Genomic DNA, 26,538 nt, shown 5'->3' on the forward strand with positions numbered 1-26,538 from the left:
TGACACCTATATTTACATATATTTAAACTAATGACAAGAGCTTTTTATGAAAAGGTAAAAGAAAGCAAATATTCTTCTATGAAGAGAGGCCACGATTATGATATATATGGACTACGCAGCAACAACTCCAATGAGTGAGGAAGCTTTACAGACTTTCGTGCAGGCCTCCCAGCAATACTTTGGAAATGAACAAAGCCTGCATGATACAGGAACCTCTGCAGCAGCCTTGCTGCAAGCATGCCGGAAAGAATTCGCGGGTATGATCGGCGGCAAGGAGCAGGGTGTGTATTTTACAAGCGGCGGCTCAGAATCGAACTATTTAGCTCTTCATTCCTTGCTAGCTGTACACAGGCCGGGAAGTCATATTATTACAACAGAGGTAGAACATGCTTCAATTCGAAACTACTTTCGGAAACTCGAAAAGGATGGGTATCGCGTTACGTATTTACCAGTGGATCGTTATGGGGCGGTTGATCTAGAGGTTCTAGAGAACGCCATAACAGAGCAAACTATATTAGCAAGCATTCAGCACGCGAACTCAGAAATCGGAACTCTTCAAAATATTGAAAAGATTGGAAAAATCTTAAAAAAATATGATATAGTGTTTCATACAGATTGTGTACAAACATTCGGAAAGATTCCGATTGATGTTCAGAGCATGCATATCGACAGTCTATCTATTTCGGCACATAAGCTGTACGGTCCAAAAGGAGTTGGTGCCTGCTATATAAACCCGCAGATCCGCTGGCAGCCTATGTTTGAGGGCACATCTCATGAGGGCGGATTTCGCCCCGGCACTGTGAACGTGCCTGGCATAGCCTCCTTCATTACAGCAGCTCGCCGCATGACAGAACAAATGGAGCAGGAAGCGGCTCGCCTGAAACAATTGCGCCGTTTGTTTGTGGACGGGTTACAATCGATTGGGCACTCAATTTCAGTTGAGGGACATCCAACAGCTTGTTTACCAAACATTATAGGTGTTACCATCAAAGGAATCGAAGGTCAGTATACAATGCTCGAATGCAATCGACACGGTATCGCGATTTCAGTGGGAAGTGCTTGCCAAATCGGAAAGCAAGAGCCCTCCAAAACGATGCTCGCTATTGGCAAGGAGGCCGAGGAGGCAAAGCAATATGTCCGCTTTTCATTTGGCATTCATACAACGGAGGAACATATTTATAAAACGCTAGAGGTGCTCAGAACAATGCTTCAGCAATTTTTTAAAGGAGTTAGCTTGACATGAGTGAAAACGAACGAAAAAAAATATTGGGAGAGGAACGAAGACAGCTCATTTTACATTGGTTGACGGAAGCAGAAAAACCGTTGTCTGGCGGAGAATTAGCAAAGAAAACAAATGTCAGCCGACAAGTAATTGTGCAGGATATTTCTCTCCTCAAGGCGCGGAACGAACCGATTATCGCTACATCGCAAGGATATATATATGTGAAGCCGCTCTCCCCCAAGCAGCGCTTTGAGCGGGTAATCGCCTGCATTCATCGGCCTGAGCAGGTTGAGCAAGAGCTGACTCTTCTTGTCGACCACGGCGTTACAATTCGGGATGTAAAGGTTGAACATCCAGTTTATGGAGATTTAACAGCACCCATTTTTGTCAGCACGCGCAATGAGGTGGCACAATATTTACAAAAAATAAAAGAAACGAACGCAGCCTACCTATCACAATTAACAGGAGGCGTTCACCTGCACACTATTGAAGCCGATTCAATCCGCAAATTGGATGATGCATGCCGGGCTCTTGACTCGGCCGGTTTTCTCGTAGAAGCATAAAAGCGCAAAGTCTTATGACTTAGCGCTTTCGTTTTGTTTAAAGGAATAGCACGGGTAGCTTCCAAGAAAGCTCACTGAACAGCCCAGTGCCTCCAGCTCCGCTTTCGCTCCTGATAAAAGAACGCTGTCGTACTCTCCTTCAACGTCAATTAAAAAGAAGTAGTTTCCAAGTCCTGTCTTCATCGGACGAGATTCAATTTTGGAAAGGTTAATTTTGCGCCATGCAAATGCGGCAAGCACTTGATACAACGCACCAGCATAATCAGACGGCAGCGTTACCATAAGCGTTGCCTTCTCCCCGCAATAATCCTCGTTTTTTTGGAATTGTGTTTCTGGCGTTTGATGCAAAATGATAAATTTTGTATGGTTATTTTGATGCGTATGAATGCTTCGCTGCACAATTGTTAGACCGTATTTCTCAGCTGCTGCTTCATTCGCAATCGCTGCAAGGTTTTCCTCCGGATGCTGCGCTACAAGCTGTGCTGCTGCACTTGTCGATGTTACATCCTCAACCGGAGTCCCCTTTAAATGCTGACTTAAAAACTTATGGCATTGCGCAATCGCATGGGGATGGGAATATACCGTCTTCGCCTCCCGCCACGCATCGGCATGGTTGGGATGAACGAGAAGATGCTGCTGTATCGGCACCGTAATCTCCCCCACAATCGGCACTGGCTGCTCGTGCACAAGATAGTCAATTGTAATATTGACCGAGCCCTCAATCGCATTCTCGAGCGGCACGACAGCATAATCAATTTCCCCAGATGCAACGGCATCGATGCAATCGGGAATTGTCACATATGGAATGCTTATTTCTCCAGGAAAGAAACGCGTTACAGCCATGTTTGTAAACGTTGCCTCCGGTCCTAAATATCCAATTCGGTAGCTCATGAAGTCTCTCCTTTTTCATTCATTATGCTCTTAGTTATATCATGGATACACTTTTCCTTCTAGATATTTTTCTAATATTCGTACAAAGAAAAGCAGGATTAAGGCTAAATATGCTTCATATATTCTCGCTGTGCAAAAAGGAAATACAGCAACGCTGCCATGCAGTATATCCCAACAACAAGAAGGCTTGTTCGCAATAAATTAATATCGAGCATATGGCTTAATGAATATAGAGCAAATACACTATGAAGCACGCCTGTAACAATTGGAATAAAAAACACAACTCCCATTTGCCGGGCGGCAATCCGATTGATTTCCTTCCGCGTCATCCCGATGCGCAGCAACGAATGAAACTGAGAACGATCCTGCTCAATATCTGTGAACCATTTGAAATATGTCATACTGCATGAGGAGAGGAAAAATAAAACGCTAATGAATCCGCCAATAAACAACGTAAGCGCACCATATTGCTTAATTTCGATAAATGGTAAAATCCTCGTTTCAAACACCTGTACAGGTGCAATTCTCCCCTCAAACCGGCGTTGCTCCAGCCCAGTTTTCTTCACCTGCTGCTGTAAATCCCGCGCAAGCTCCTCTGTTTTCTCCCAATTTGTAATCTCATAAGCATAATATACATATCTTCCGCTTTCCGGAACAGAAGCAGCAAACCGCTTATAGTCCTCATCATTTACCAAAAAACATAGCTCGGATGCAAAAATAGAATCTGCCTTCTGCGTACGCAGCCCCATCTTCTGCTTTACTCCCATGAAGGTGAAAACAAATTCAGATCCTTTATAAAAACGAAAGTCACCGTACGCATTCGGATACAAAAGCACACCGCTTCCTGGACTGCTGTGCCACTCCTGTTTGCCAAGCCGTTTCGCCTCAGCATTATACGCAGCTTCCGAAACAATCATAATGTCTGTTTCTTGCTTTTCTATGGAAAAAAACTTTGCAGGAAGCTGTTCAATGATAGTTTCCCTCGCTTCAGAAAAACCATGTCTTTGCAATGCTTCCTTCAATCGTTCAGGCTGTAAAACGGTATGCGAACCAATTCCCTTCTCTGTATACGACAATGCATATGGCCGGCCTTCTACTACTTTATTCTTTAAATCTGCATAATACGTCAGCATTGCTCCTGTCGCTGAAACAACAAGCGCAGTTAAAATAGAAATCGTAAACAAAAATCTTGCATTGTCCCTCATTTTATATACAAGATTGCTAATAACAAACAAGTTTGGATATCGGTAAAACAAACTCTTTTTACGCTGAAGTCCCTTTAAACACGCTACACTCCCCTGTGTAAAGAGAAAGTATGTTCCAATTGTCACAAGACCAACGATTGGATAGAAAAGCTTCCCAAAGCTTACTAATGTTACACGAAGAGATAAAATATAGCCAACTGTGATACATGCCCCGCCTAACAGAAGCAGCCATCTGGAATAAAACGGCTCAATTCGCTCTTTCCGTGCATCTTTTAATAGCTCTACTACTTCTAGCTTTCGAATCCTCCATACTCCCAATAACGATAGCATGAAAAATAATAGGAAATAGGTTACAAACGTTAGTATAATCGCTTTTCCATTCCAAACAAATGGGATAGGGTTTTTCACCTCGAGCAGTATGCTCATCATCATAAAAAATAGCTTTGAAAACACCATCCCTGTACCTACACCTATGACAATCGATAAAATCCCAATCAGCATTTGCTCAAGCATAACCATACGAGCAATTTGCTTCCTTGTAGCACCGATGAGTGTTAACAGTCCAAGCTCTTTTTTCCGCGAGCGTAGAAATGTTGCATTTGAATACAAAATAAATAGCGCAGAAAACACTATAATCAAATAATTACAGGCGACGAGCCCCTTTTGCACACGCGGATTAATTGGTCCATTGATCACGTCAGGATGATAGATAAATGATGTGTACATAAAGAAAATGATAATCGAAAGGCAGCTGCTATATAAAAAAGCTTTATAGCTGCGCCAATTTCCTTTTACATTTTTAAAGGCGAGATGACGAAGGTTCATGATAATCCCCTCCCATCATGGACAATACATCTAAAATCTCCTGAAAAAATGAATGCTTACTATCTCCTTTACAAAGCTCAGAAAAAATTTCCCCATCGCGGATAAACAAAATCCGCTCACAGTAGCTAGCTGCTACCGGGTCATGAGTTACCATTGTAATAGTCGCTTGCTTTTGCTCATGCAGCTGCCCGAGTGCCGTCATGAGAGACTTTGCTGACTTAGAGTCTAAGTTTCCAGTCGGTTCATCAGCAAGCAGCAAGGCAGGCTCATGAATCATCGCACGCGCAGCAGCTGCTCTTTGCTGCTGCCCTCCCGATACCTCATACACCTTTTTGTTTAACACCCCTGTAATGCCAAGAAAGCTGGCAATCTCTCCTACTCGTTGTTCGATCTCTGTAACAGAACGATGGTCCATTACAAGCGGCAAAATCATATTTTCCTGAATTGTTAATGTATCAAGCAAATTAAAATCTTGAAAAATAAAGCCGAGATTTTTTCGGCGGAACACAGCAAGTTCCTCCGCCTTTAGCCTGCTCACATCCTGCGAATTAATAAGGATCTGCCCGGATGTTGGCTTGTCAATCGTGGCAAGCATATTCAGAAGCGTCGTTTTCCCGCTCCCAGATGGTCCCATAATCCCAACAAACTCTCCCTTTGCGATACTTAAGTCAATCCCATTTAAAGCGGTTGTCGCCACTGCTCCCTTTGTGCTATACACCTTAGTAAGTCCCTTTGTTTCTAATATACTCATTGATTCATTCCCCTTTCTCTACCCTTACTATAAGGGAATACAGAAAGCGAAACGAGTGATTCTCCTTACAAAATCGTGAGTTATCTTACATTTTTGTCACCTGAGATAGTATATTGTAGTAAGCTTCATCCTTATTAAATTCAAAGCTCACCGTGGTTCCTGCACCAACCTCAGATTCAACGGTAAGCCGATGGCCAAGCCTGTCACAAACATGCTTAGCAATATACAAGCCCATCCCTGTTGCCTCTCTCATTTTTCTTCCGTTCACTCCTGTAAAAAAAGGCTCAAACACTCTCTTAACATCCTGCTTCGGAATCCCGATACCGTTATCAATAATATGCAGTTCAGCCTTATTCTCTTGATTTTCAATGCGTATCTCTATGTATTTTTGCTGCTTGCTGCTAGTACTCGTATATTTTAGCGCATTCCCGATAACCTGCCATAATGCAGCAGACAACCATTTGCGATCCGTTTGAATAACAGTTTTCATTTCTTCTCCTTGAAGCCTCGGATATACACTGTATTGGATAAACAGCCTTTTATGCTGATTAATAAATGCTCGGATAAATTCTCGCAATTCGACACTTTCAACTTTATGATCCTTTTCAAATTGCTCAAGTCTGGCGAGTTGCAGCGCCAAATCAAGTCCTTGTAAAATCCGTTCATTCTCCTCGCGAATTTGCTTTAGGACTTCAGCACTATCTCCATTAGCAAGGCCCTTTTGCACAAGCAGCTCAATGACAGAAACAGGTGTCTTCATTTGATGAATCCATTGATTCAAGAAAACAACCTGCTGCTGCTCCTTTGTTACCTTTTTCTGCATGCTGTCCATATATTGCTGTCTCATAGACGCTAACGCCTCTAGCATCAGCCTCTGCTCATGATATGGCGGCTCTTGAATTGTAAAGGAATCGGTGAGCGCCGTTCCTGATGCTACATAATGCTTAAGCTGCCTGATAAATCGTCTTCGTTTCCGATAGACTTGTCCTAGCAGCAGCAAAAGCAGAAAAAGTGATAGTGAGGTTCCGTATAGGATTGTTGACACTTCAAGTGACTTTCTGTGAATATGTAAATCAAGCTGGACCACTAAGATAAGCAACACATGGCTTAGAATGTACACAAGGAGAAAGGGAAGCCAATCGCGTATGTATTTCACTGCTCTTCCCCCCAATCACTTGTAAAGGAATATCCATAGCCCCTTTTTGTCACAATCGCTCCAGTGATTCCAAGTTCCCCCAATTTATTACGGACACGCTTTACATTAACAGTAAGCGTATTATCATCAATAAACGCTATTTCGTCCCAAAGCGCTTCTAGCAGCTCCTCTCTTGTGACATATTGATTGGCTTTTTTCACTAGACATGATAGTAAATTATATTCATTTTTTGTTAACTCTATTTTTTTATTGTTCCATTGCACCATATGCTGAGCAGGAAAGAGCAGTAACCCATTGATGCCATAGCACTCCTGATCATTTTTTGCCGCATATTCCCCATACACTCTCCGCAATGCTCCCTTTATTTTTGCCGTTACAACATCAAGATGGAACGGCTTTGTAATGTAATCATCACCGCCATATTCAATGGCTATTACCTGATCCATATCTCCTGTTCGCGCAGAAATAAATAAAATGGGAGCATTTGATACTGTACGAATTTGCCGACACCAGTAAAATCCATCAAAATACGGCAAATTAACATCAAGAAGCACAAGATGCGGACTATACATAAGAAACTCCTGCTTAATCTCCCGAAAGTTCCGCACTATATATGAGCTGTAGCCATATTTTTGTACATGCTCCTCTAAAATACGTGCAATTTTCTCATCATCTTCTACAATTAAGATTTTATACATGAGCAGCCCCCCTTCTTATATTATAATAAAAAAAGCTGCCTACATTTGGCAGCTTTACTCAATAAATTCAAACTCATATTTCATAATGCGGACTGTATCTCCATCCTTTGCTCCACGCTCGCGCAATGCTTCATCAACGCCCATACCGCGCATTTGGCGGGAGAAACGGCGAATTGATTCATCACGGGAGAAGTCCGTCATTTTAAACAGCTTTTCCAGCTCCGCACCAGACAGTACCCAAGCACCATCGCTGTCGCGTGTAATCTTGAATGGAGCTTCTTCTTTTTGGAACTTGTACATCACATTTGTTGCTTCCTGCTCCACCTCTTCAAGCGGGAATTCAGGAGTTGTTTCAAGAAGATCAGCAATTGTAAATAACAAATCACGCAATCCTTGACGAGAAACAGCGGAAATTGGGAAGATTTTTACATCCTCCTCTACCTTTTCTTTAAAAATGCGCAGGTTTTCTTCTGCTTCTGGAATGTCCATTTTATTCGCTACGATAATTTGCGGACGTTCAGTGAGCCGCAGATTGTACTCCTTCAGCTCATTATTGATCGTCACATAGTCTTCGTACGGATCGCGTCCTTCCATTCCAGACATATCAATGACGTGCACAATTACACGCGTACGCTCAATATGTCTCAAAAATTGGTGCCCAAGTCCGACTCCCTCGTGCGCGCCTTCAATCAATCCCGGCAAATCAGCCATAACAAAGCTGCGACCGTCCTCTGTCTCAACAACACCTAGATTTGGAACAATCGTTGTGAAATGATAAGCTGCAATTTTCGGGCGCGCTGCCGATACAACAGATAACAGCGTAGACTTTCCAACGCTCGGAAAGCCGACCAGCCCCACATCAGCCAACACCTTTAGTTCCAACGTCAAATTGCGTTCTTGTCCCGGCTCACCGTTTTCTGCGATTTCCGGTGCAGGATTTGCTGGTGTTGCAAAACGAGTATTGCCGCGGCCGCCGCGGCCGCCTTTTGCAACAACAGCCTTTTGTCCATGCGTAACCAAATCAGCAATCGTTTGTCCTGTATCAGCATCCATCACCACTGTTCCCGGCGGTACCTTGACGACCATATCCTGCGCGTTTTTACCGTGTTGGCCCTTGCTCATGCCATGCTCACCGCGCGGCGCCTTAAAGTGCCGCTGATAACGGAAATCCATTAACGTGCGCAGTCCTTCATCGACGATAAACACAACATCGGCACCCTTGCCGCCGTCACCGCCCGCTGGACCGCCCTCTGGTACATATTTCTCACGGCGGAATGCTACCATTCCATTACCGCCATCGCCGCCTTTTACATAAATCTTGACCTGATCGACGAACATAGTTTCACCACTCTTTATTTTTCTTTCAGCTGCAGAGCAACTGATCCTTCTTCATTGTTTAACGAATATGAAACAGAAAACACACTGCTTTCCTGCTTCGCAAGCCATTGTGTCATCTTCTCTATAGAGGTTAGCTTTCCACGAAAATCAAAAAAGAAACAAATATCTTCCTCTTCCTGTTCAACTGTTACGCACAGATGATTTTCCTTATACTTATCTAAACAAGGATGCAGCAAAGAGAGAAATTGCTTCGTCCAAGCTGTTAATTCTTCATCTAAATGGGATAATGTATGTATGTCGCTTAGTATTTCGTATTCCAAGGAGCATGGTTGAGGTTCCCAGCCATAGGTAAGCAAAAGCTCGGCAAACAGAGGTATTTTTAAATTCATCAGACGTGCTTCCTGCTGTGATTCACCTACGAATTCTTCAATAAGCTCATGCACACGATCTACACTTCCGAGTGAAAGATGCGCTTTGACTAACTGCAATCGATTCAGCCAATCATGACGCGAATGTCGCAAAGCATCTATAACCGTCCATTTTTTATCCATCGGTTTACCCCTCTTTAATATAGAAAAACTCTAACCTGCACCCAGGTTAGAGTTTTCCGTGAGTTTCTTATGCTTCTTGAGCAACAGGATATACGCTCACTTGTTTGCGGTCACGGCCAAGACGCTCGAAGCGTACAATGCCGTCAACCTTCGCGAATAGAGTATCGTCACCACCGCGGCCAACGTTTACACCTGGATAAATCTTAGTACCGCGTTGGCGGTAAAGGATAGATCCGCCTGTTACCAACTGACCGTCTGCACGCTTAGCGCCAAGACGCTTCGAGATGGAGTCGCGACCGTTCTTTGTGCTACCTACACCCTTCTTAGATGCGAAAAACTGAAGATCTAATCTTAACATGATTTACACCTCCTGCTTGATTTCTTTTATGCGGATATATTTGCCATAGTCCATTTCGATTGTTTGCAAAGAAACGAGCATCCCTTCCAAAAGCAGCTGTGCTTTCACAAATGACTGGTCGTCCAAATCATTTGGAAGCTTATACTCCAGGAAGCCTCCGCCCTTTCCAAGCTCGATGGTTGCCACTACACCCGTGAGCGCCTCCACTGCGTTAATCGCGCCGAACACGACAGCTGAAGCGCCGGCACAAACAAGGTCTTGTCCATGGGGGGCGTAATTGGCGTGTCCCTTCATCGTAAATGACTGAATGGCATTTGTTTTTTCGCGATGTATCGTAACCTGTATCATACCTTATGCGTTGATTTTTTCAATCACAAGCTTAGTGTATGGTTGACGATGACCTTGCTTTTTGCGTTGGTTCTTTTTCGCTTTGTATTTGAAAACGATGATTTTCTTCGCACGGCCTTCTTTCTCAACCTTCGCTGTTACAGTTGCGCCAGCTACTACTGGGCTGCCAACCTTCACGTTTTCACCGCCAACGAAAAGAACTTTGTCGAAAGTAACTGTTTCACCAGCTTCAACGCCAAGCTTTTCTACGTAGATTGCTTGACCTTCTTCAACTTTGATTTGTTTTCCACCTGTTTCGATGATTGCGTACATAATTGCACCTCCTCATAAGTATACTCAGACTCGCCGCAATCGGTAGACATCTGTCTTTGAAAACCTAATGCGTGCGGTTGTAGCATATAGCTATAGGTGCTATAAACTATAACAAAAGAATCCTATCATAGATGAAAGCAATCTGTCAATAACGGATTTTACAGACTTCGCTCTATGACCTCTTGCTTTGTTCCCATATGACGAACATGGTACATATGTGATCTATTGTCTATGAAGTGCACCTCCATCGTTAATACATCCTGCAGTTGATAGCCTTGAAAGATTTTCTTCACATCCGGGCTGCACTCAACAAGGACCGCTTCATAATCCGTTCCCTTATAAGCGAGCAGCTCACGTTGTAAGCGATAGGCCTCCGTTTCAGGAGAAGAAACGCTGCCTTTGCCATTACAGCTTCCGCAGGCAGACTCAAGCATATCCCGCAATGACTTCCGCTTCCGCTTTCGTGTCATCTCTAAAATGCCAAGAGCGGTGAATCCGAACACTCTTGTCGGCGTACCATCTCGCTTTAGTGCGGCTATTAACAGGTTGCGCACCGCTTCCTTATCACGTTCATCCTTCATATTAATAAAATCCATTAAAATCATACCGCCAATATCCCGCAGCCGCAGCTGCCTTGCAATTTCTGCTGCAGCCGCCTCATTCGTTTTTCTCACCGTATCCTGCAGCGTTTGCTTACCTGTAAATTTCCCTGTATTTACATCAATTACCGTCATCGTTTCTGTTTGTTCAATTAGAAGATAAGCACCATTCTCAAGCCAGACAATTTTTTTTAATGCTTTCTCGATTTCATGCTCGATACCATACGAAAGGAATAGATTTTCTTTTCCAGTATATAAGGTAACGCGTTCCTTACTGACCCTTTCAGCAAGCTCACGTACGCTCAGACGATCATCAACGATTACATGAGAAACTGTTTCTGTCGGGATCTCCCGGAATACACGGTCAAGCAACGATTGTGAGGAATAGAGAAGTAACGGCACCTTCCCCTGGTTGCTTGCTTGAATGGCCTCATATGTACGGCAAAGCTCCTCCATCTCAGCTTGCACCTGTGCAATAAGAGCTGTCTCGCAGGCGGAACGAAACACAAAACCGCCCGCTTTTCCAAGTTGAAGCAGCTCATTTCGCTTCCCTTCATCTCGAATTTTTTTGGAGACAGCAGAATACGAGTCAGACGGAATATAGACAACATATTTCCCCGTGAACTCTATCTTAGCTGTAATTTTCGGACCCTTTGTATCCACTGCTTCCTTTACAACCTGCACGATTATTTGCTGCCCTTGATGCACCAACTGGCTGATGGATACACCCTCTGTAAAGGATGGAAGGTCCTCGCGGCGGAGATACGCATGCTTTTCCGTTCCAATATCGACAAACGCAGCCTGCATACCCGGCAGTACATTGACAACACGGCCCCGATATATATTTCCAACAATATCTTCATCGTTAGGGCGATGTAAAAAAAGCTCCACCAGCCTGCCGTCCTCCTCTACCGCAATACGTTTTTCTTCTCCAAGCAGATTCATATATAACGTTCTCACTTTTGTTACCTCTTTTCTTCTTGTCTAGCGGAAGGGAACAAGCTGTGCCCGCTTTTCTTTTTGTCCAGCTCCCCGACCTGTTCCCTTCCGTAAAATCCCCCTTCGCAAGCTAAACGGGCCGATTCCGCTTTTCTTTTTACCATACAAAAAGGCTAGTGCCTGCGTCAACACTAGCTAATCAGTTCTCCTATTGAGGAGCTGATGCGTTTTTCTGTAAAATATGCGTATAGCAGCTCATTTTCGTCTAACGTATATTGCTGCCGTTCCTTGCCTTTAATGACAACTGAATGCTTATAGCCTCGGCGGAATTGCGTAAATACTGTATAAAGCGGATCGTTTGCATCGGCATTAATCAGCGTTAGCTTTTCAATATCTTGTTTCTTCCCATAATAGCGTTCCAATAAAAAACGAACGAAGATGTATTGCCTTTGCTTCCATTCCAAATATATGGACACAGCTAAAAAAATGACAACGATCCACATAGTTACATTATAAGCATTCCAAAGGAGAGCGGCAGCTGTCAGGCTTAGGAAACAAGCTCCAGACGTAAGAAGCGTTAAGCGATGCGCCTGCAAAAATGGAACGAAGGCCGAGTATATATTTAACACAAGCTTCCCGCCATCAAGCGGCCAGATTGGGAGAAGATTAAAAAAGAAAATGGTCATATTATTCCACATGAAAAAAGAATACGATGCTTCCGAAATCCAACCCCCAGTATACAAACCATATACTGCCAATCCCATCCAAATATGCTGAACAGGCCCTGCCAACACGACAATACACTCTTCCTTCAAAGGTTTGTTGCCGTGCTCCTCTAGTTCTGCCACTCCACCAAACGGCAGAAGCTGGATACTTTTAATCCGCCAGCGAAAATGAGCAGCTGCTAGACCATGTCCCAACTCGTGCACTAATACAATTCCAAATAAAACGAGCAGCTCCCTAAAATGAGCAGTTAGTACTCCAATTGCTATGACAGCCCAAAACAACGGATGAATCGTCACCTTTGTTAGTGTCTCTACGTATCTATTCAAATGGTATCACCTGAATCGGATCAATAAATTGGTTCTCCTTCTTCAAAGCAAAATAAAAGGTTCCTGACTTTCCGTCTTCACTGTTTGCGACCACACCGATTTTTTGCTTTTGTTTTACATAATCATAAAGCGCGACCGTTGCCTCTGATAAATTGCCATACCATGATTCCGTTCCGTCAGCATGCTGAATAATAATTGTATTTCCGAGTCCCTCTTTCTTCCCCACGAATACAGCCACCCCTTCATTTACGGCATCTACAGGGGCATTAATGTTTGTCTGCACAAACACGCCCTGCCCATTCGCCTTAAAGCTTTGCAGCACCTTTCCAGATGCAGGCACAGCATAGTTTTTCTCCTTCTGCGTTGACTGTGTCTGGGAAGTTGGCAGCAAAGTCAGAGGCTTGCCGAATTGATGCTCATACCAGTTAGAGACGGTAGCAAATTGAAACTCTTCCTGCATGACCTGCTGGATAGCTGTACGAGCCTGTTCTAGGGATGGATTACTGTTTTTAAATATAATACCCGCCCCCAGCACAAGAGCGGCGGAACAGAGCAGCTGCATGAGAAATACTTCCTTTCGAAATAATGAACGTGTCTCCTCCCTTGGCTCCTCGAATATAACATGTCCAAACTCATCTCCCTGCTCATCTAGCTCTGGAAACAATTCTTCTGCCTGTTCAAAGGGTGCATATCGCTGCTGCTCCGCTTTTCGCTTTGCAATTCTCTTACGAATGTCTTCAATCTTCCTTTTTCTCATGCTGTCCCCTTCCTCTTTACATAGTTTGTACATATGTATGAGTTGTCCAGAGTAGATATTCGTCTCAACGCAGACGTTTTTAAAGAAAAGCGAACACAGCCCGCTTCGAAAACTTTATCTTGCACAAAAGAAAAAACACCTCGCGTTTTGCCGCGAAGTGTTTAGCGAATACCAAAAAATTTCTTCACTTTCGTTAAGACAGTACCTTTTTCTTGTTCCAATGACTGGAGAGGGACAGACTCTCCAAGCAACCTTCTCGCAATATTGCGATATGCTATGGATGCTTTCCCGTTCGGGATAAGAGCGACTGGTTCTCCCTTGTTTGTCGCTTTAATAACCTCTTCATCATCCTCAACGACCCCAATTAACTCAATAGAAAGGGTTCGCACAATTTCATCTACGTCGAGCATTTCATGATTTTTTAGCATATGACTGCGAACGCGGTTAATAATAAGCTTAGGAGGTTCGATTTCTTCTTTTTCTAACAGTCCGATGATGCGATCAGCATCGCGCATAGAAGAAACCTCAGGAGTTGTAACAACAATCGCCTTGTCAGCTCCTGCAACAGCATTTTTAAAACCTTGCTCAATTCCGGCTGGGCAGTCGATTAATACGTAGTCAAAATCTTGACGAAGCTGACGAATGATATCAATCATCTGCTCTGGTGTAACCGCTGATTTATCGCTCGTTTGGGCAGCGGGTAATAAGTACAATTCTTCAAATCGTTTGTCCTTAATCAAAGCTTGCGGCAAACGGCAGCGGCCTTCCACTACGTCTACAAGGTCAAACACGATACGATTTTCTAGTCCCATCACGACATCCAAGTTACGGAGTCCGATGTCCGTGTCAACAAGACAGACCTTTTTGCCGGATAAAGCGAGGGCTGTTCCAAGATTTGCAGAGCTCGTTGTTTTCCCGACTCCGCCTTTTCCAGATGTAATAACAATTGCCTCTCCCACAGCTATATGATTCCCCTTTCTAACCGTGTTAAATTAGGTCTGAGATGAGTAAGAATTTGAATGCGGTCGACTATGATTTGATTGTTTTGGTTAATGTACGCGCATTCCATTTCGTTTCCTTTCCCCTTATAGTCGGGGGTTCGATTCGTCACATCACTAATCCGAAGCTGTAGTGGATTCATGAGTGACGCAGCGATAACAGCTTGTTTATCACCGGAATATCCAGCATGGGCAATACCGCGTAAAGCCCCGATAATAAAGATATTCCCGCCAGCGATGACGGTTCCTCCTGGATTCACATCCCCAATTAATAGTAAATCTCCTTTTACATGAAGAACTTGGCCAGAGCGGATAATTCTCGTAACAGAGGCAATCTCTGTCTCCCGTTTCCACTCCAATGCCTGTTCCTTTGTAACTACGTTGCTTTCTACTTCATTGACTACAAGGTTCTTTTTATTTCGAACAAGAGTGCGCAGTGCCTCCTCCTGCTTTCCCGTCAAATAGCGGTTGCCCACCTTTACATGCACTTCAATCAGCGAGCGCTCTCCGCTATCGTATAATGCTGTGGACAGCCTCTCTTCAAGCTCTTGTAATAACTCGTCAAAAGAACAAGTATCATCGAGATGCAACGTTAAACCGTCCTTTGTTCCTTTAATCGTTACATATGGTTGCTTTCGTTCCTTCACTAACGCTCACCCCACCGATTCATTTCGACATAAAGTCAGAAAATCCTTTTTATTTTTCTTCTCTCACCTCAGCAAGGCGCAAGAAATATTTTTTCAGCGGGACACAAAACAACAGTAAAAATATGCTGTTTAAAATGAGAGTAGCGAGGATTCGCTTTTCAAAAAACATGCTTGGTGCCAAATCAACTTGCCCAAGGAGCAGCAGCAATCCGTACACCGCATATTCTAAAGCTATAATTCCTGCTAATACAAGCACCGAAACAATGAATACATTCACCTGTAAAATTCTCATGGCATTAATAACTAAATACGTCAATAAAGGATAGAGAAACAAGTAAACACCGATAAGTTCTGTATTTACGATATCAAACAGAAAACCGAATAACAAAGAAAAATATACACCCTGCAACGAATGATAATATACAGCTATAAAGAAGAGCACGATAATCAAAAAGTGGGGAGCCGCTACGCTCCCTTTCCACAGAAAATCTGCGGGAACAGTAAAAGAAAACACATTCTCGAGCAAAAATACAGCGATGAGAAGCAGGGAAAGAATCCACTTTTGCATTCGTCCCCCCCCCCTACTCCTGTAACTCTTTTTCTGCCGTAGGCATCGTTCGCTTCGCTACCATAACATGATCGATATCATTTAAATCAGCGGCAGGCTTGACATAAGCCGTTTGTGTTAAACCATACTCATCCGGTGTTACATCAATAATTTGTCCGATAACAAGCCCCTTTGGGAAAATGCCGCCAAGACCAGATGTCATAACATACTGATCCTTTTTCACCTGTGCATCTGACGGAATTTTTGTAAATACGAGCATCTGCTTTTCTGTATCATATCCTTCAATTAAGCCAAACACTTTTTCATCATCCTGTGCAACGGCAGAAATACGGTTTGTACGGTTTAAAGAACTGAGTAGCTCAACAGTAGAGGTAAACTGCGATACGCTCTTTACCTTGCCTATAAGTCCTTTTTCTGTAATAACCGCCATATCCTTTTTCACACCTTGCTGCTCTCCCTTATCGATTGCAACTAAGTCGTACCATTTATCAGGATTTCTCCCGATGACTGTAGCCTGCAACGGGTTATAAATATGAAGTGCGTCTTTTTTGCCCAAAATAGCCCGGAGCTCTTCATTATCCTGCTGCAAATTCTTAACTTCCACTGAAAGCTTCACATACTCGTCCAACTTTTCCTTTAGCAGCTGGTTTTCTTCATATGTATGTTTAATATCTTCAATACTCTCGAAAAAACCCGCCACAGCGTGTGCGGGTTTTTCCAAGGCCCGTTCCATTACTCCAACTGTATCCTTTATAAATTGCTCTGGCCATGTTAGCCGTTCTCTCTCTTTTAACGAAATGCCGATTAATGCCACAAGAAGGATAATGCTTACTAATAAAACGATTAACCGTTTGTTTAAGAAAAACTGCGGCACGTTTACACCCTCTTAATCAGCTTAGTTTTGTTTTAAACAGATCGATATTATCAAGCGCTTTTCCCGTTCCGATTGCCACGCAGTCAAGAGGATTTTCTGCTACAAGCACAGGCATTTTTGTTTCGTCGCTAATGACCTTGTCCAAATTACGCAGCAACGCACCCCCGCCTGTTAATACAATACCTCGGTCCATAATATCTGCTGCCAGCTCAGGAGGTGTCTTCTCAAGCGTATTCTTTACAGATTCGACGATAGCTGCCACCGTATCCTTCAGCGCATCTGCAATTTCCTCAGCTCTAATCAATACCGTCTTTGGCAATCCTGTAATTAGGTCACGTCCGCGAATCTCCATTGGTTCAATGCCCTCTCCAGTACCAGCAGAACCAACCTCCAGCTTCAATGTTTCAGCTGTCCGTTCACCAATCATCAGGTTATAGTTTTTCTTAATATACTGGATGATTGCTTCATCCATCTCGTCGCCTGCTACGCGAATCGATTGACTCGTTACAATTCCGCCGAGCGAGATAATTGCTACTTCTGTCGTACCGCCGCCGATATCCACAACCATACTGCCCGTCGGTTCCCATACAGGAAGGTTTGCACCAATCGCTGCCGCAAACGGCTCCTCAATAGGATACGCATCACGCGCACCAGCTTGACGTGTGGCATCGATTACAGCCCGCTTCTCTACAGCTGTAATGCCTGATGGAACACATACCATAACATATGGCTTGCGCGAAAAGAAACCGTTCGATTTTTGCGCTTGCCTAATATAGTATTTCATCATCGTAGCTGTTGTTTCATAATCCGCAATTACACCGTCTCGCATCGGGCGAAGCGCTACAACATTTCCTGGTGTACGTCCGATCATTTGCTTCGCATCGTTGCCGACCGCCACAATTTGCTTCGTATCTGTCTGCATCGCCACAACAGAAGGCTCGCGTACAACAACTCCCTTTCCTTTCACGTATACTAACGTATTCGCAGTGCCTAAGTCTATTCCAAGGTCACGAGTAAAACCACCAAATCCTAACATATGTGTATCTTCCTTTCCAAAACGAAAATACTTTCCTTATTTTATTTATATATTTTAAAAACAATACGTTTCTATCTATAGCTTTCTTTATTGTTCGCTAAACCCTATAAAAAACTCATAAAATACATTATAAAACAAAATGAAAAAAATGAATAGACTTAAATATAACCTTTTTCCTTTAGACTAACAAAACGATGCTCTCCAATGATAATATGGTCAAGCAAATCAATTCCCATAATTTTTCCGCACTCTGCCAATCTTTTTGTAACTTCGATATCTTCACGGCTCGGGGCCGGGTCGCCGGAGGGATGATTATGAAGGCATATAATAGAGGCTGCGGAGCGGCGAAATGCTTCGCGAAAAATCTCGCGCGGATGTACTATGGAGGCATTTAAACTGCCGATAAATACTGTTTGCCGGTGCATCACTTGGTTTTTTGTATTTAAATATAAACAAACAAAATGCTCCTGCTGCAGAAAGCGCATCTCCTCCATCATATATTTTGCGCAATCCTCCGGGCTGCGGATGCTATAACGCTCTTTATATTCAAGCCGCACCATTCTGCGCCCCAGCTCGAAAGCTGCGATGAGCTGTGCAGCTTTCGCGATCCCAATACCATTAATGCTTGTCAGCTCCTCCACCGTTGCGTCCTTTAGCATCCGCAGACCGTCAAAATGATGTAAAATACGGCCCGCAAGCGCTAAAACAGATTCTTCCTTCGTTCCTGTTCTTAATAAAATAGCAAGCAGCTCTGTATTAGATAAGCTGCTTGCTCCCTCCGTCAATAGACGTTCCCTCGGCTGATCATCTTTTGCAACATCGCGAATGCTGTTTACACTCATCGTTTCCCTCCTATATGAAAGATCGCAGCTCGCGCACAATACGTGCCACTGGAAGACCAACAACAGAGTAATAATCGCCGTTAATTTTCTTAACTAGCGCAGCTCCCTTTCCTTGGATGCCGTAGCTGCCCGCTTTATCAAGAGGCTCCCCTGTTGCAACATAAGCCCTCAATTCCTCTTCAGATAAATCCCAAAACGTCACCTCTGTTCGTTCATAAAAAGTAAAGGTTTTTTCCTCAGAAACGAGCGCAACCCCGGTATACACCTCGTGCGTGTTTCCTGATAAAAGGCGCAGCGTTTCTAAAGCTTCTTCCTTGCTGCTTGGCTTTCCCAGCATACGTGAACCGTATGTCACAATCGTGTCTGCCCCCAATACAACAGCATGAGGGCGATGCTGCGCAACATTCACTGCCTTTTGCATAGCTAGTGACATCACGACCTCCGCTGGGGATACGTTTTCTTCAATCTTTTCCTCCACCTCGCTCACATAAATTTCAAATGGAATTTGCACAAGCTCTAGCAGCTCCTTACGTCTTGGAGATGCTGAAGCTAAAATAAGGGTTTTCATCCTATCACCTTTCCTGTGTTGTTTTAGAAGGAAGATACGCTTGTATCGTATCAAATATACAGCTTCCTCTCAATTTTACAAAATACCGCTTTGTTCATAGATTTCTGTAAGCCTATCCTTTGAAAACAAAAAAGAAAGAAGAATTCTCTCTTCTTTCCGTTCATTACGAGCCCTTTCCTGTCGTAACTGTTTCATAGGAAACCAGCCCGTCCAACAAAAGCTGCTGCAGCTTTACAAACGTTTTCTCATCTTTTGTCTCCTTATATTCCTGCAAGGCATTATAGGAAAGAGACACGTACGTAAGCAGCTTTTTCACGTCGTCCTTCTCTGCCGATTTTCCTTCCTTGGCAAGCTCCTTCACGCTTTTTTCCAGCTCATTCCACTGTGCATTGCTGATTTTTCCCGACGTATATACAGCTGAGGCTTGCTCAATAAGAGTGCGAAGCGACTTCTCAGTTTTGATTAGCAGCCCCTCGTACTTCTTCAACGCTGCCGGTACCTGCTTGCCCGCAACAGCCCGTTGCTTTTCTAGTACGGAGAAGCCCTTCGCCTTGTAGAAAGCGGCGAGCTGCTTCGCTCCTTTTTCATCATTAGCTATACCGATAAACAAAAAGGTTTTTCCATCGGAGGTTATGAGAGCTCCCGGTACTCCCTTTGCCTTCATATCCTCTAGTGCCGCTTGTCCTCTTTCCGCTGTAGAAAATACACTCCCTTGTATAACATACACAGTAAGCCCCTCTAGGGCAGCCGACTGCTGCACTTGTTGCTCCGAGGAGTTCTTCTCCTCTGCAGAAGCGGCTGGTGCAGGGGATACACTAGCTGCTGCAGGCATGCTTTTTTCCGCTTTCGTACCGTCTAATACATGTAATACACCGAAACCAAAGCCCGTTCCAAGCAAAACTGCCGTTCCAACGGTAATAATTGTCCGCTTGCTGCGCCCTTTCCTTTTTTTTGGTTCTGCTGAAGATTCACTCCCCCCGCGAAATGGTACAACATTATGCTGCGAAACCTGCTCTGAAGGGAGCACCCATTGAAACTCCTCTTGCAATGGAGCGTCTTGCTTTGCCGGCTCTTCCTTATATTTTGTTTCTGTGCCGTTCACTTTAATTAAGATTTTCGGAGAACGCTTGTCCATGGCTTCATCCCCTTTTTCTTACTTTTTAGAATGGTATCACAGCTGTTCTAAAAAAGAACGTGAGATTTGTCAGGAGAAGGAAAATCATTTTCGTCAATTTGTTTCATATTTCTATGTTTATTCTCACTTAATGCTTAACAGAACAAAGAAAAAGAAAAGAATAAGCATGATGTTGAAAGAGAGTAATTTCGAGGTATTTAGATCAAGAAGGCCCTTCCTCATCTTGCGAAGGGGACAGTTCTCTGCCGGGTGAGGCGCTTTTTGTCTCGGCGGATGGAGGTCTTTCTCCACAGGGAGCAGGTCATGGGAGCAAGGCGGTGTCTCCGCAAAAAGTTATACTTTCTTACCTTGTAAAGAAAACTCGCCGATTGGCGAGCCCTGCCCTTGGGCGAAGACAGAGGCATAGTTGCCCTTATACTTTATTCCTAAAATTTCTCGCTACGTCGAATTTTCTTCTAGCTAGAAATTTATACTTTCTTAAAGTGTAAAAAAAGCAGATAGCGTGCGCTATCTGCTTTCTCGTACATATTTGCGAACCTCAGAAATAAAGTAGAGTGAGCCTGTAATAAGAAACAAATCATCCTCCGTAAGAATTGGTGTGATTTTGTCTACAGCTTCTTTCCAATCCTTATAGACATCCTTTTGTCCTAGCCTGCAATGCTCGGCTAATAGCTCTGGCGAAACAGCACGGGGAAAATCGAAGGTTGTGAATACCATACGATCTGCAATGGTTTCGAGCCCTGCTACCATTTCATCTATTTTTTTATCCCCAAGTGCGCTGAACAATATCGTTACACGTTTATCAGAAAAATGAGATTGTACCGTTTGCACAAGGCTAGCAATTCCTTCTGGATTATGGGCACCGTCAATCACAATGGGAGGACTATCAGACAGCTGTTCAAAGCGGCCAAGCCAAAAGGCCTTCTCTAATCCCTGACGAATGCTCTCTTCCTCTACAAGAAACGACTGATATGTTTTTAAATAATACACCGCCATTAATGCAAGCGCAGCGTTTTGTACTTGGTGCATTCCCTTCATCGTAATACGTAAGTTTTCCATGATGCCAAACGGACCCTCAAAGGTAAACGTTTCTCCATCCGCAGCTGATTGCGTATGCCTCGCAGAAAACTCTTCTCCAAACGTATATACCTTCGCCCTCTTTTTCTTTGCCTCTCCCCCAATAATCGCAAGTGCTTCCTGTTGGGAAACACCGGTTATAACTGGTACACCAGATTTAATGATGCCTGCCTTTTCTAATGTGATTTCTTCAAGCGTCTCTCCCAATACATGCATATGGTCATACCCGATTGTTGTAATAATAGATAGCACAGGATATATTACATTCGTCGAATCAAGACGACCGCCAAGTCCTGTTTCTAGTAAAACAACATCGCATGGATTGATCCTGCCAAAATAATAAAAAGCCATAACTGTTAAAACTTCAAATTCAGTTGCTGCTCCAAGCTCCGTTTTATCCAAAGCTTCTGTGACAGGCTTCACGATGCGTACAAGCTCCGCAATATCCTCGTTTGGAATCGGCATTCCATTTATACTAATACGCTCATTAAAGCTTTCAATATACGGTGAAGTAAACGTACCGACCTTATACTCTGCTTGCTCTAATACCGAGCGTATATATGTAAGTGTAGAACCTTTTCCATTTGTACCGGCAAGATGAACGCATTTAAGCCTTCTCTCTGGATTATCCAATTGCTGAAGCATCCAGTTCATCCGTTCCAAGCCCGGTTTGATGCCGAACTTTAATCGGTTATGAATCCAGCTTACCGCTTCCTCGTATGTCATCTGAGTCTCCTTTCTGAAAAAAGCGAACCCGGGCTTCGCACACATCTTGCCGGGTTCGCATATCAGCTTATTTCTTTAATTCTGCCAAACGCTGACGAACCGCCTCACGTTTTTCTGTATAGTCCTGCTGCTTCTTGCGCTCTTCTTCAATTACCTGAGCAGGTGCCTTTTTCACGAAGCCTTCGTTGCTGAGCTTCTTCTGCACACGCTCTACTTCACTGTCTAAGCGTTTCAGCTCTTTTTCTAGACGAGCAATTTCCTCATCTAGATTGATTAAATCTTCAAGAGGCAGGAATAGCTCTGCTCCGGTGATAACTGCTGTCATACACTGCTCTGGCGCCTGTACATCTGTTTCAATAACGAGCTCGCTTGGGTTACAAAAACGCTCAATGTAGGAGCTATTTTTCTTTAGACTTGCAAGCGTCGCTTCGTCCTTTGCCTTAATGTATAGTTGAACCTTCTTGCTAAGCGGCGTATTTACCTCCGCGCGGATATTACGTACAGAACGAATGATTTCCACAAGCTGGCGCATTTCCTCCGCTGCTTCCTTATCCGCTAAATCCTCGCGAATTGTCGGCCACTTCGCTACCGTAATCGATTCGCCTTCATGCGGAAGATGCTGCCAAATTGTTTCCGTTACAAACGGCATAAACGGATGAAGCAGCTTCATCGTTCCTTCAAGTACATACGCCAATACAGAACGGGTTGTTTTCTTTGCTGCTTCCTCTTCACCGTAAAGCGGAAGCTTCGCCATTTCAATGTACCAATCACAGAAGTCATCCCAAATGAAGTTGTACAGTGCGCGACCTACCTCGCCGAGCTCATATTTATCAAGATTTTTCGTCACGCTCTCAATTGTTTCATTAAAGCGCGTTAAAATCCATTTATCAGCAACAGACATCTCGCCCGTCAAATCTAGTTCTTGATATGTCATACCATTCATGTTCATTAACACGAAACGGGATGCGTTCCAAATCTTATTGATAAAGTTCCAAGTAGACTCTACCTTTTCGATGCTAAAACGTAAGTCTTGACCTGGTGCGCTTCCTGTAGATAGGAAGAATCGAAGAGAGTCAGCTCCATATTGCTCGATCACATCCATTGGATCTACCCCGTTGCCAAGCGATTTACTCATCTTGCGGCCTTGCGCATCACGAACTAAGCCGTGGATCAGCACATCCTTGAACGGGCGCTGATTCGTAAACTCCAGACCCTGGAAAATCATGCGCGATACCCAAAAGAAAATAATGTCGTAGCCTGTTACAAGCACATCCGTTGAGTAATAACGCTTAAAGTCTTCAGAGTCTGTGTTCGGCCAGCCAAGCGTCGAGAACGGCCAAAGCGCTGAGCTGAACCAAGTATCGAGAACGTCGTTATCCTGCTCCCAATTTTCAAGATCAGCAGGCGGTTTCGTATCTACATACACTTCACCTGTTTCTTTATGATACCAAGCCGGAATGCGGTGCCCCCACCAAAGCTGACGGGAAATACACCAATCACGGATGTTTTCCATCCAGTGCAGATATGTTTTCTCAAAGCGCTCTGGTACAAAGTTTACCTTTTCCTCCTGTTGCTGAAGCTCGATTGCCGCATCAGCTAACGGCTGCATTTTCACAAACCATTGCGTGGACAAATACGGCTCTACCACTACGCCACTGCGCTCGCTATGGCCAACAGAATGCGTGTGCTCTTCAATTTTGACAAGCACACCTTGCTCCTGCAAATCCTTTACAAGCTGCTTGCGGCACTCGAAGCGATCCATCCCTTGATACACTCCGGCATTCGCATTCATTGTACCGTCCTCATTCATCACAAGAATACGCGGCAGGTTATGGCGATTTCCGATCTCAAAATCGTTCGGGTCATGGGCCGGAGTGATTTTGACAGCACCGGAGCCAAATTCCATATCCACATAATCGTCACCGACAATCGGGATTTCACGGCCCACAATTGGAAGAACCGCAGTTTTGCCGATTAAATGCTTGTAGCGCTCATCTTCCGGGTGAACGGCAATGGCTGTATCACCTAGCATCGTTTCCGGACGAGTCGTTGCAATTTGAATATAACCGGAGCCATCAGAAAGCGGATAGCGCATATGATAAAACGCACCTTGTACATCCTTATAAATAACCTCAATATCAGACAAAGCCGTTCGCGTTGCCGGATCCCAGTTGATAATATATTCGCCGCGGTAAATGAGTCCCTTTTTATATAAAGAAACAAATACATGTCGCACCGCTTCGGATAATCCTTCATCCAGCGTAAAACGTTCGCGGGAATAATCAAGACCTAAGCCGATCTTAGCCCATTGCGCACGAATATGGGATGCGTACTCTTCCTTCCACTCCCATGCCTTTTCCAAGAACTTTTCACGTCCAAGATCGTAGCGTGTTACACCTTCTTCACGCAGCTTTGCTTCTACCTTTGCTTGCGTAGCAATGCCGGCATGGTCCATGCCAGGAAGCCATAATACATCATAGCCCTGCAGCCTCTTTGCACGCGTTAAAATATCCTGAAGTGTCGTATCCCATGCATGCCCTAAATGAAGCTTACCCGTTACATTCGGCGGCGGAATCACGATTGTGTACGGCTGCTTCTCAGCCTCCCCCTTCGCTTCAAAATATTTTCCTGCAAGCCACCATTCATAGCGTCCTTCTTCTACGGATTTATGGTCGTATTTTGTTGGCAAATTATTATCCGTATTCGTCATACAAACTCCTCCTTCTCAAAATAAAAAACTCCACTCATCCAGAAAAGGACGAATGGAGTTATATTCGCGGTACCACCTTTTTTTGCAAGCAAAAGCTTGCACACTTCATTTGGTAACGGGTTACACCCGACTTCCTCTACTACATATTCAAAGAAGCAGCTCAAGGGCGACCTTCCGACACTGTCATCTAAGAAATCTCGCAGCTACTGATTTCTCTCTCTGAAAGATGCAAACACATCGTACTCTTCCCTATCCAAGCATTTTGTTATTTTCTTATACAAACTATAGTCTAAAAAAAGAAACTGTAATCGTCAATAAGCTTTGCCAAGTTTTTTGTAATATATGCAGGAAATTAGAAAAAAGTGCACAAGGCGCACACAGGGTATTTGCCCTGCATATGGTACTACAAACCGTTTTTTCGGAGGAATGTATAATGCGACGCTTTAAACGTACTTATAATTTTGCAACGCCGAGCTGGATGCGGAATGTTCAAACAATGCTATACGACTTCGTTATTCCGCTCACAGTCTTTCAAGCTATTCGAACACTGCTCTTTCCAACACTTTTAGATTTTATATTATTAATTGTCTTTATTGGATTAACGATTAAAACACATTTTCAAGCATAGGCCCATTGACAGGGTGCGGGAGCAGCATGAATTTATAGCCATGTATCTTGTACCATTGCATTTTGGCAAACATAAAACCTCTCCGGTTCTGGAGAGGTTTTATGTTTGCTGCTGATTTTGCTCTGCTTGATGCTCCGCCGCTTGAATTTGCGATACGAAGTGCTCGGTATTGCTCACAAGCCAATGGCTTTGCTGAAGATGCCTCACATACTGCAATTCATTTCGTTCATCCCGCTGCTCCCCGCTTTTTACGTAGCGGGCAATTTGCCTGATGAAGTTTTGTGGGTAAGCAAGATAGGCAAGCATCAGCTTCTTTTCTTCCTTCGTATAAGGAAACTGTTTTTGATAAATTTGATACCATTCGTAGCGGTCATTTCTTGCAATGGGATATGTGTTAAACGAACGAGTGTAAAATTGCACAAGATCCTGTACTGGCGTGGAAAACTGCGAATTTTCCAAGCTAATAAAATAGCCGTTTCGCTCATGATCAAATAAAAAATGACTTTGAGACACGTTTCCATGAATTAAAGAGATTCGGGTGGTTTCCTTCTCCTTCATAAGCTCCTGCCATTCCTCCAGCTGCCTTGTAGCAAACTCATGCGCACGTAAAATATGATGGTAATACGTGCAATATTGCAGCTCTAATGGAGACATATACCACTTTGCTTCAGATTGCGTCAAGAATGTATCGAGCATATCACGTTCCTGCTCCCAACGCCCTGACAGCATGTTATAATGATTTTCAATGATTTCCTCTGTAATCTTTTCTTCTCGTACTGTCTTTTGGTGCATGGCAGCAAGCGCTTGAAACATCTGATGATAATGGTCGTTCTCCTCACCCTTTTGTTCCGCGCCGTCAAGCCAAGGCATTAAATAATACTGATTTTGTCCGTCCGATAAGAAATACTCTCCGTCACTTGCATGATACACAGGTGCATAATTGGTGAATCCCTTCTCTGAAAGATAGCGAAGATGATGTACAAAGTTGCTCCTTTCGAGTCGGCTCGGGCTCAGCTTTTTCAACGCATAAGGTCCCTGATTCGTATAAACCTTCAATACGCTTCCATGCTCTTCTAAATGTTCTGGATTTAAGCGGTACATTTGCAAAAGAGGTTCATATTGCTCTCTCACTGCAGTTTCCATACGATGAACGACCCTTTCTAA

At 43.8% G+C, this 26,538-nt stretch carries 26 protein-coding genes, 1 pseudogene and 2 other annotated features; of the genes and pseudogenes, 3 read left to right on the top strand and 24 right to left on the bottom strand.

Annotation, left to right across the window (positions count from 1 at the left end):
* The first annotated feature begins 94 nt into the window (after positions 1-94).
* A complete protein-coding gene (locus tag AC6HZ4_RS22535) occupies positions 95-1,243 on the top strand; it encodes an IscS subfamily cysteine desulfurase (protein WP_497495811.1) in 1,149 nt (382 codons plus the stop codon).
* Positions 1,240-1,785, top strand: a complete 546-nt coding sequence (locus tag AC6HZ4_RS22540) for a transcription repressor NadR (protein ID WP_497492044.1) — start codon at positions 1,240-1,242, stop codon at positions 1,783-1,785. Before AC6HZ4_RS22535 ends, AC6HZ4_RS22540 begins: the two co-directional genes overlap by 4 nt.
* 12 nt (positions 1,786-1,797) lie before the next feature.
* On the opposite strand, the gene pheA is transcribed toward AC6HZ4_RS22540, so the two are convergent.
* The 23 genes and pseudogenes from pheA to AC6HZ4_RS22655 all read right to left on the bottom strand — a co-directional run bounded on the left by pheA (position 1,798) and on the right by AC6HZ4_RS22655 (position 24,746).
* Positions 1,798-2,676, bottom strand: a complete 879-nt coding sequence (pheA, locus tag AC6HZ4_RS22545) for a prephenate dehydratase (protein ID WP_497492046.1) — start codon at positions 2,674-2,676, stop codon at positions 1,798-1,800.
* A 104-nt stretch (positions 2,677-2,780) separates the two neighbouring features.
* Entirely contained in the window at positions 2,781-4,706 is a 1,926-nt protein-coding gene (locus AC6HZ4_RS22550) for an ABC transporter permease (RefSeq protein ID WP_497492047.1), read from the bottom strand.
* The gene (locus tag AC6HZ4_RS22555) at positions 4,681-5,457 is read right to left on the bottom strand and encodes an ABC transporter ATP-binding protein (protein WP_497492048.1); all 777 of its coding nucleotides are present in this window, start codon (positions 5,455-5,457) and stop codon (positions 4,681-4,683) included. Before AC6HZ4_RS22555 ends, AC6HZ4_RS22550 begins: the two co-directional genes overlap by 26 nt.
* Before the next feature lie 85 nt (positions 5,458-5,542).
* The gene (locus tag AC6HZ4_RS22560) at positions 5,543-6,613 is read right to left on the bottom strand and encodes a sensor histidine kinase (protein ID WP_497492049.1); all 1,071 of its coding nucleotides are present in this window, start codon (positions 6,611-6,613) and stop codon (positions 5,543-5,545) included.
* Positions 6,610-7,311 (bottom strand): response regulator transcription factor, encoded by a 702-nt coding sequence (locus tag AC6HZ4_RS22565; RefSeq protein WP_497492050.1) that lies wholly within the window; start codon positions 7,309-7,311, stop codon positions 6,610-6,612. The genes AC6HZ4_RS22560 and AC6HZ4_RS22565 overlap by 4 nt, the downstream gene beginning before the upstream one ends.
* 54 nt (positions 7,312-7,365) lie before the next feature.
* Positions 7,366-8,649 carry a GTPase ObgE gene (obgE, locus tag AC6HZ4_RS22570; RefSeq protein ID WP_497492051.1) on the bottom strand — a complete coding sequence of 428 codons (1,284 nt, stop codon included), beginning with the start codon at positions 8,647-8,649 and terminating at the stop codon, positions 7,366-7,368.
* Positions 8,650-8,663: 14 nt separating this feature from the next.
* Entirely contained in the window at positions 8,664-9,200 is a 537-nt protein-coding gene (locus AC6HZ4_RS22575; protein ID WP_497492052.1) for a Spo0B C-terminal domain-containing protein, read from the bottom strand.
* Between the two features lie 67 nt (positions 9,201-9,267).
* Positions 9,268-9,558, bottom strand: coding sequence for a 50S ribosomal protein L27 (gene rpmA / locus AC6HZ4_RS22580; protein WP_497492053.1), 291 nt, complete (start codon positions 9,556-9,558; stop codon positions 9,268-9,270).
* Positions 9,559-9,561: 3 nt separating this feature from the next.
* Entirely contained in the window at positions 9,562-9,906 is a 345-nt protein-coding gene (locus AC6HZ4_RS22585) for a ribosomal-processing cysteine protease Prp (protein ID WP_497492055.1), read from the bottom strand.
* Positions 9,907-9,909: 3 nt separating this feature from the next.
* Complete coding sequence (gene rplU / locus AC6HZ4_RS22590; RefSeq protein WP_129727709.1) at positions 9,910-10,218, bottom strand: 50S ribosomal protein L21; 309 nt, start codon at positions 10,216-10,218, stop codon at positions 9,910-9,912.
* A 16-nt stretch (positions 10,219-10,234) separates the two neighbouring features.
* Positions 10,235-10,307 (bottom strand) — a sequence feature (ribosomal protein L21 leader region).
* A 69-nt stretch (positions 10,308-10,376) separates the two neighbouring features.
* Complete coding sequence (locus AC6HZ4_RS22595; protein WP_497492056.1) at positions 10,377-11,777, bottom strand: Rne/Rng family ribonuclease; 1,401 nt, start codon at positions 11,775-11,777, stop codon at positions 10,377-10,379.
* A gap of 170 nt (positions 11,778-11,947) precedes the next feature.
* Positions 11,948-12,808 carry a M50 family metallopeptidase gene (locus AC6HZ4_RS22600; protein ID WP_497492058.1) on the bottom strand — a complete coding sequence of 287 codons (861 nt, stop codon included), beginning with the start codon at positions 12,806-12,808 and terminating at the stop codon, positions 11,948-11,950.
* A complete protein-coding gene (locus AC6HZ4_RS22605; protein WP_497492060.1) occupies positions 12,801-13,565 on the bottom strand; it encodes a peptidoglycan DD-metalloendopeptidase family protein in 765 nt (254 codons plus the stop codon). The genes AC6HZ4_RS22600 and AC6HZ4_RS22605 overlap by 8 nt, the downstream gene beginning before the upstream one ends.
* A 161-nt stretch (positions 13,566-13,726) precedes the next feature.
* Positions 13,727-14,524 (bottom strand): septum site-determining protein MinD, encoded by a 798-nt coding sequence (gene minD / locus AC6HZ4_RS22610; protein ID WP_497492061.1) that lies wholly within the window; start codon positions 14,522-14,524, stop codon positions 13,727-13,729.
* A 2-nt stretch (positions 14,525-14,526) separates the two neighbouring features.
* On the bottom strand, positions 14,527-15,210 hold the full coding sequence (gene minC / locus AC6HZ4_RS22615; RefSeq protein ID WP_497492062.1) for a septum site-determining protein MinC: 684 nt from the start codon (positions 15,208-15,210) through the stop codon (positions 14,527-14,529).
* A gap of 35 nt (positions 15,211-15,245) precedes the next feature.
* Positions 15,246-15,778 (bottom strand): annotated as a pseudogene (gene mreD / locus AC6HZ4_RS22620) (rod shape-determining protein MreD).
* 13 nt (positions 15,779-15,791) lie between these two features.
* Entirely contained in the window at positions 15,792-16,652 is an 861-nt protein-coding gene (gene mreC / locus AC6HZ4_RS22625; RefSeq protein ID WP_497492063.1) for a rod shape-determining protein MreC, read from the bottom strand.
* Positions 16,653-16,668: 16 nt separating this feature from the next.
* Complete coding sequence (locus AC6HZ4_RS22630; protein ID WP_497492065.1) at positions 16,669-17,688, bottom strand: rod shape-determining protein; 1,020 nt, start codon at positions 17,686-17,688, stop codon at positions 16,669-16,671.
* A 158-nt stretch (positions 17,689-17,846) separates the two neighbouring features.
* Positions 17,847-18,530, bottom strand: a complete 684-nt coding sequence (gene radC, locus AC6HZ4_RS22635; RefSeq protein WP_497492066.1) for a RadC family protein — start codon at positions 18,528-18,530, stop codon at positions 17,847-17,849.
* A gap of 10 nt (positions 18,531-18,540) precedes the next feature.
* The gene (locus AC6HZ4_RS22640) at positions 18,541-19,098 is read right to left on the bottom strand and encodes a Maf family protein (RefSeq protein ID WP_497492067.1); all 558 of its coding nucleotides are present in this window, start codon (positions 19,096-19,098) and stop codon (positions 18,541-18,543) included.
* A 163-nt stretch (positions 19,099-19,261) separates the two neighbouring features.
* Complete coding sequence (locus tag AC6HZ4_RS22645; RefSeq protein WP_497492069.1) at positions 19,262-20,233, bottom strand: hypothetical protein; 972 nt, start codon at positions 20,231-20,233, stop codon at positions 19,262-19,264.
* 507 nt (positions 20,234-20,740) lie between these two features.
* Positions 20,741-22,036, bottom strand: coding sequence for a bifunctional folylpolyglutamate synthase/dihydrofolate synthase (locus AC6HZ4_RS22650; protein ID WP_497492070.1), 1,296 nt, complete (start codon positions 22,034-22,036; stop codon positions 20,741-20,743).
* Positions 22,037-22,103: 67 nt separating this feature from the next.
* Complete coding sequence (locus AC6HZ4_RS22655; RefSeq protein ID WP_497492071.1) at positions 22,104-24,746, bottom strand: valine--tRNA ligase; 2,643 nt, start codon at positions 24,744-24,746, stop codon at positions 22,104-22,106.
* A 41-nt stretch (positions 24,747-24,787) separates the two neighbouring features.
* Positions 24,788-25,011 (bottom strand) — a binding site (T-box leader).
* Between the two features lie 168 nt (positions 25,012-25,179).
* Between AC6HZ4_RS22655 and AC6HZ4_RS22660 the strand changes: the two genes are divergently transcribed.
* Positions 25,180-25,374: a YszA family small membrane protein gene (locus AC6HZ4_RS22660; RefSeq protein ID WP_497492072.1), complete on the top strand. Its 195-nt coding sequence runs from the start codon at positions 25,180-25,182 to the stop codon at positions 25,372-25,374.
* 99 nt (positions 25,375-25,473) lie between these two features.
* Here the strand turns inward: AC6HZ4_RS22660 and ysxE are convergent, their stop codons facing one another.
* Positions 25,474-26,517: a spore coat protein YsxE gene (ysxE, locus tag AC6HZ4_RS22665; RefSeq protein WP_497492073.1), complete on the bottom strand. Its 1,044-nt coding sequence runs from the start codon at positions 26,515-26,517 to the stop codon at positions 25,474-25,476.
* Positions 26,518-26,538: the final 21 nt, after the last annotated feature.

The sequence above is a fragment of the Ectobacillus sp. OTK genome, assembly GCF_059698935.1.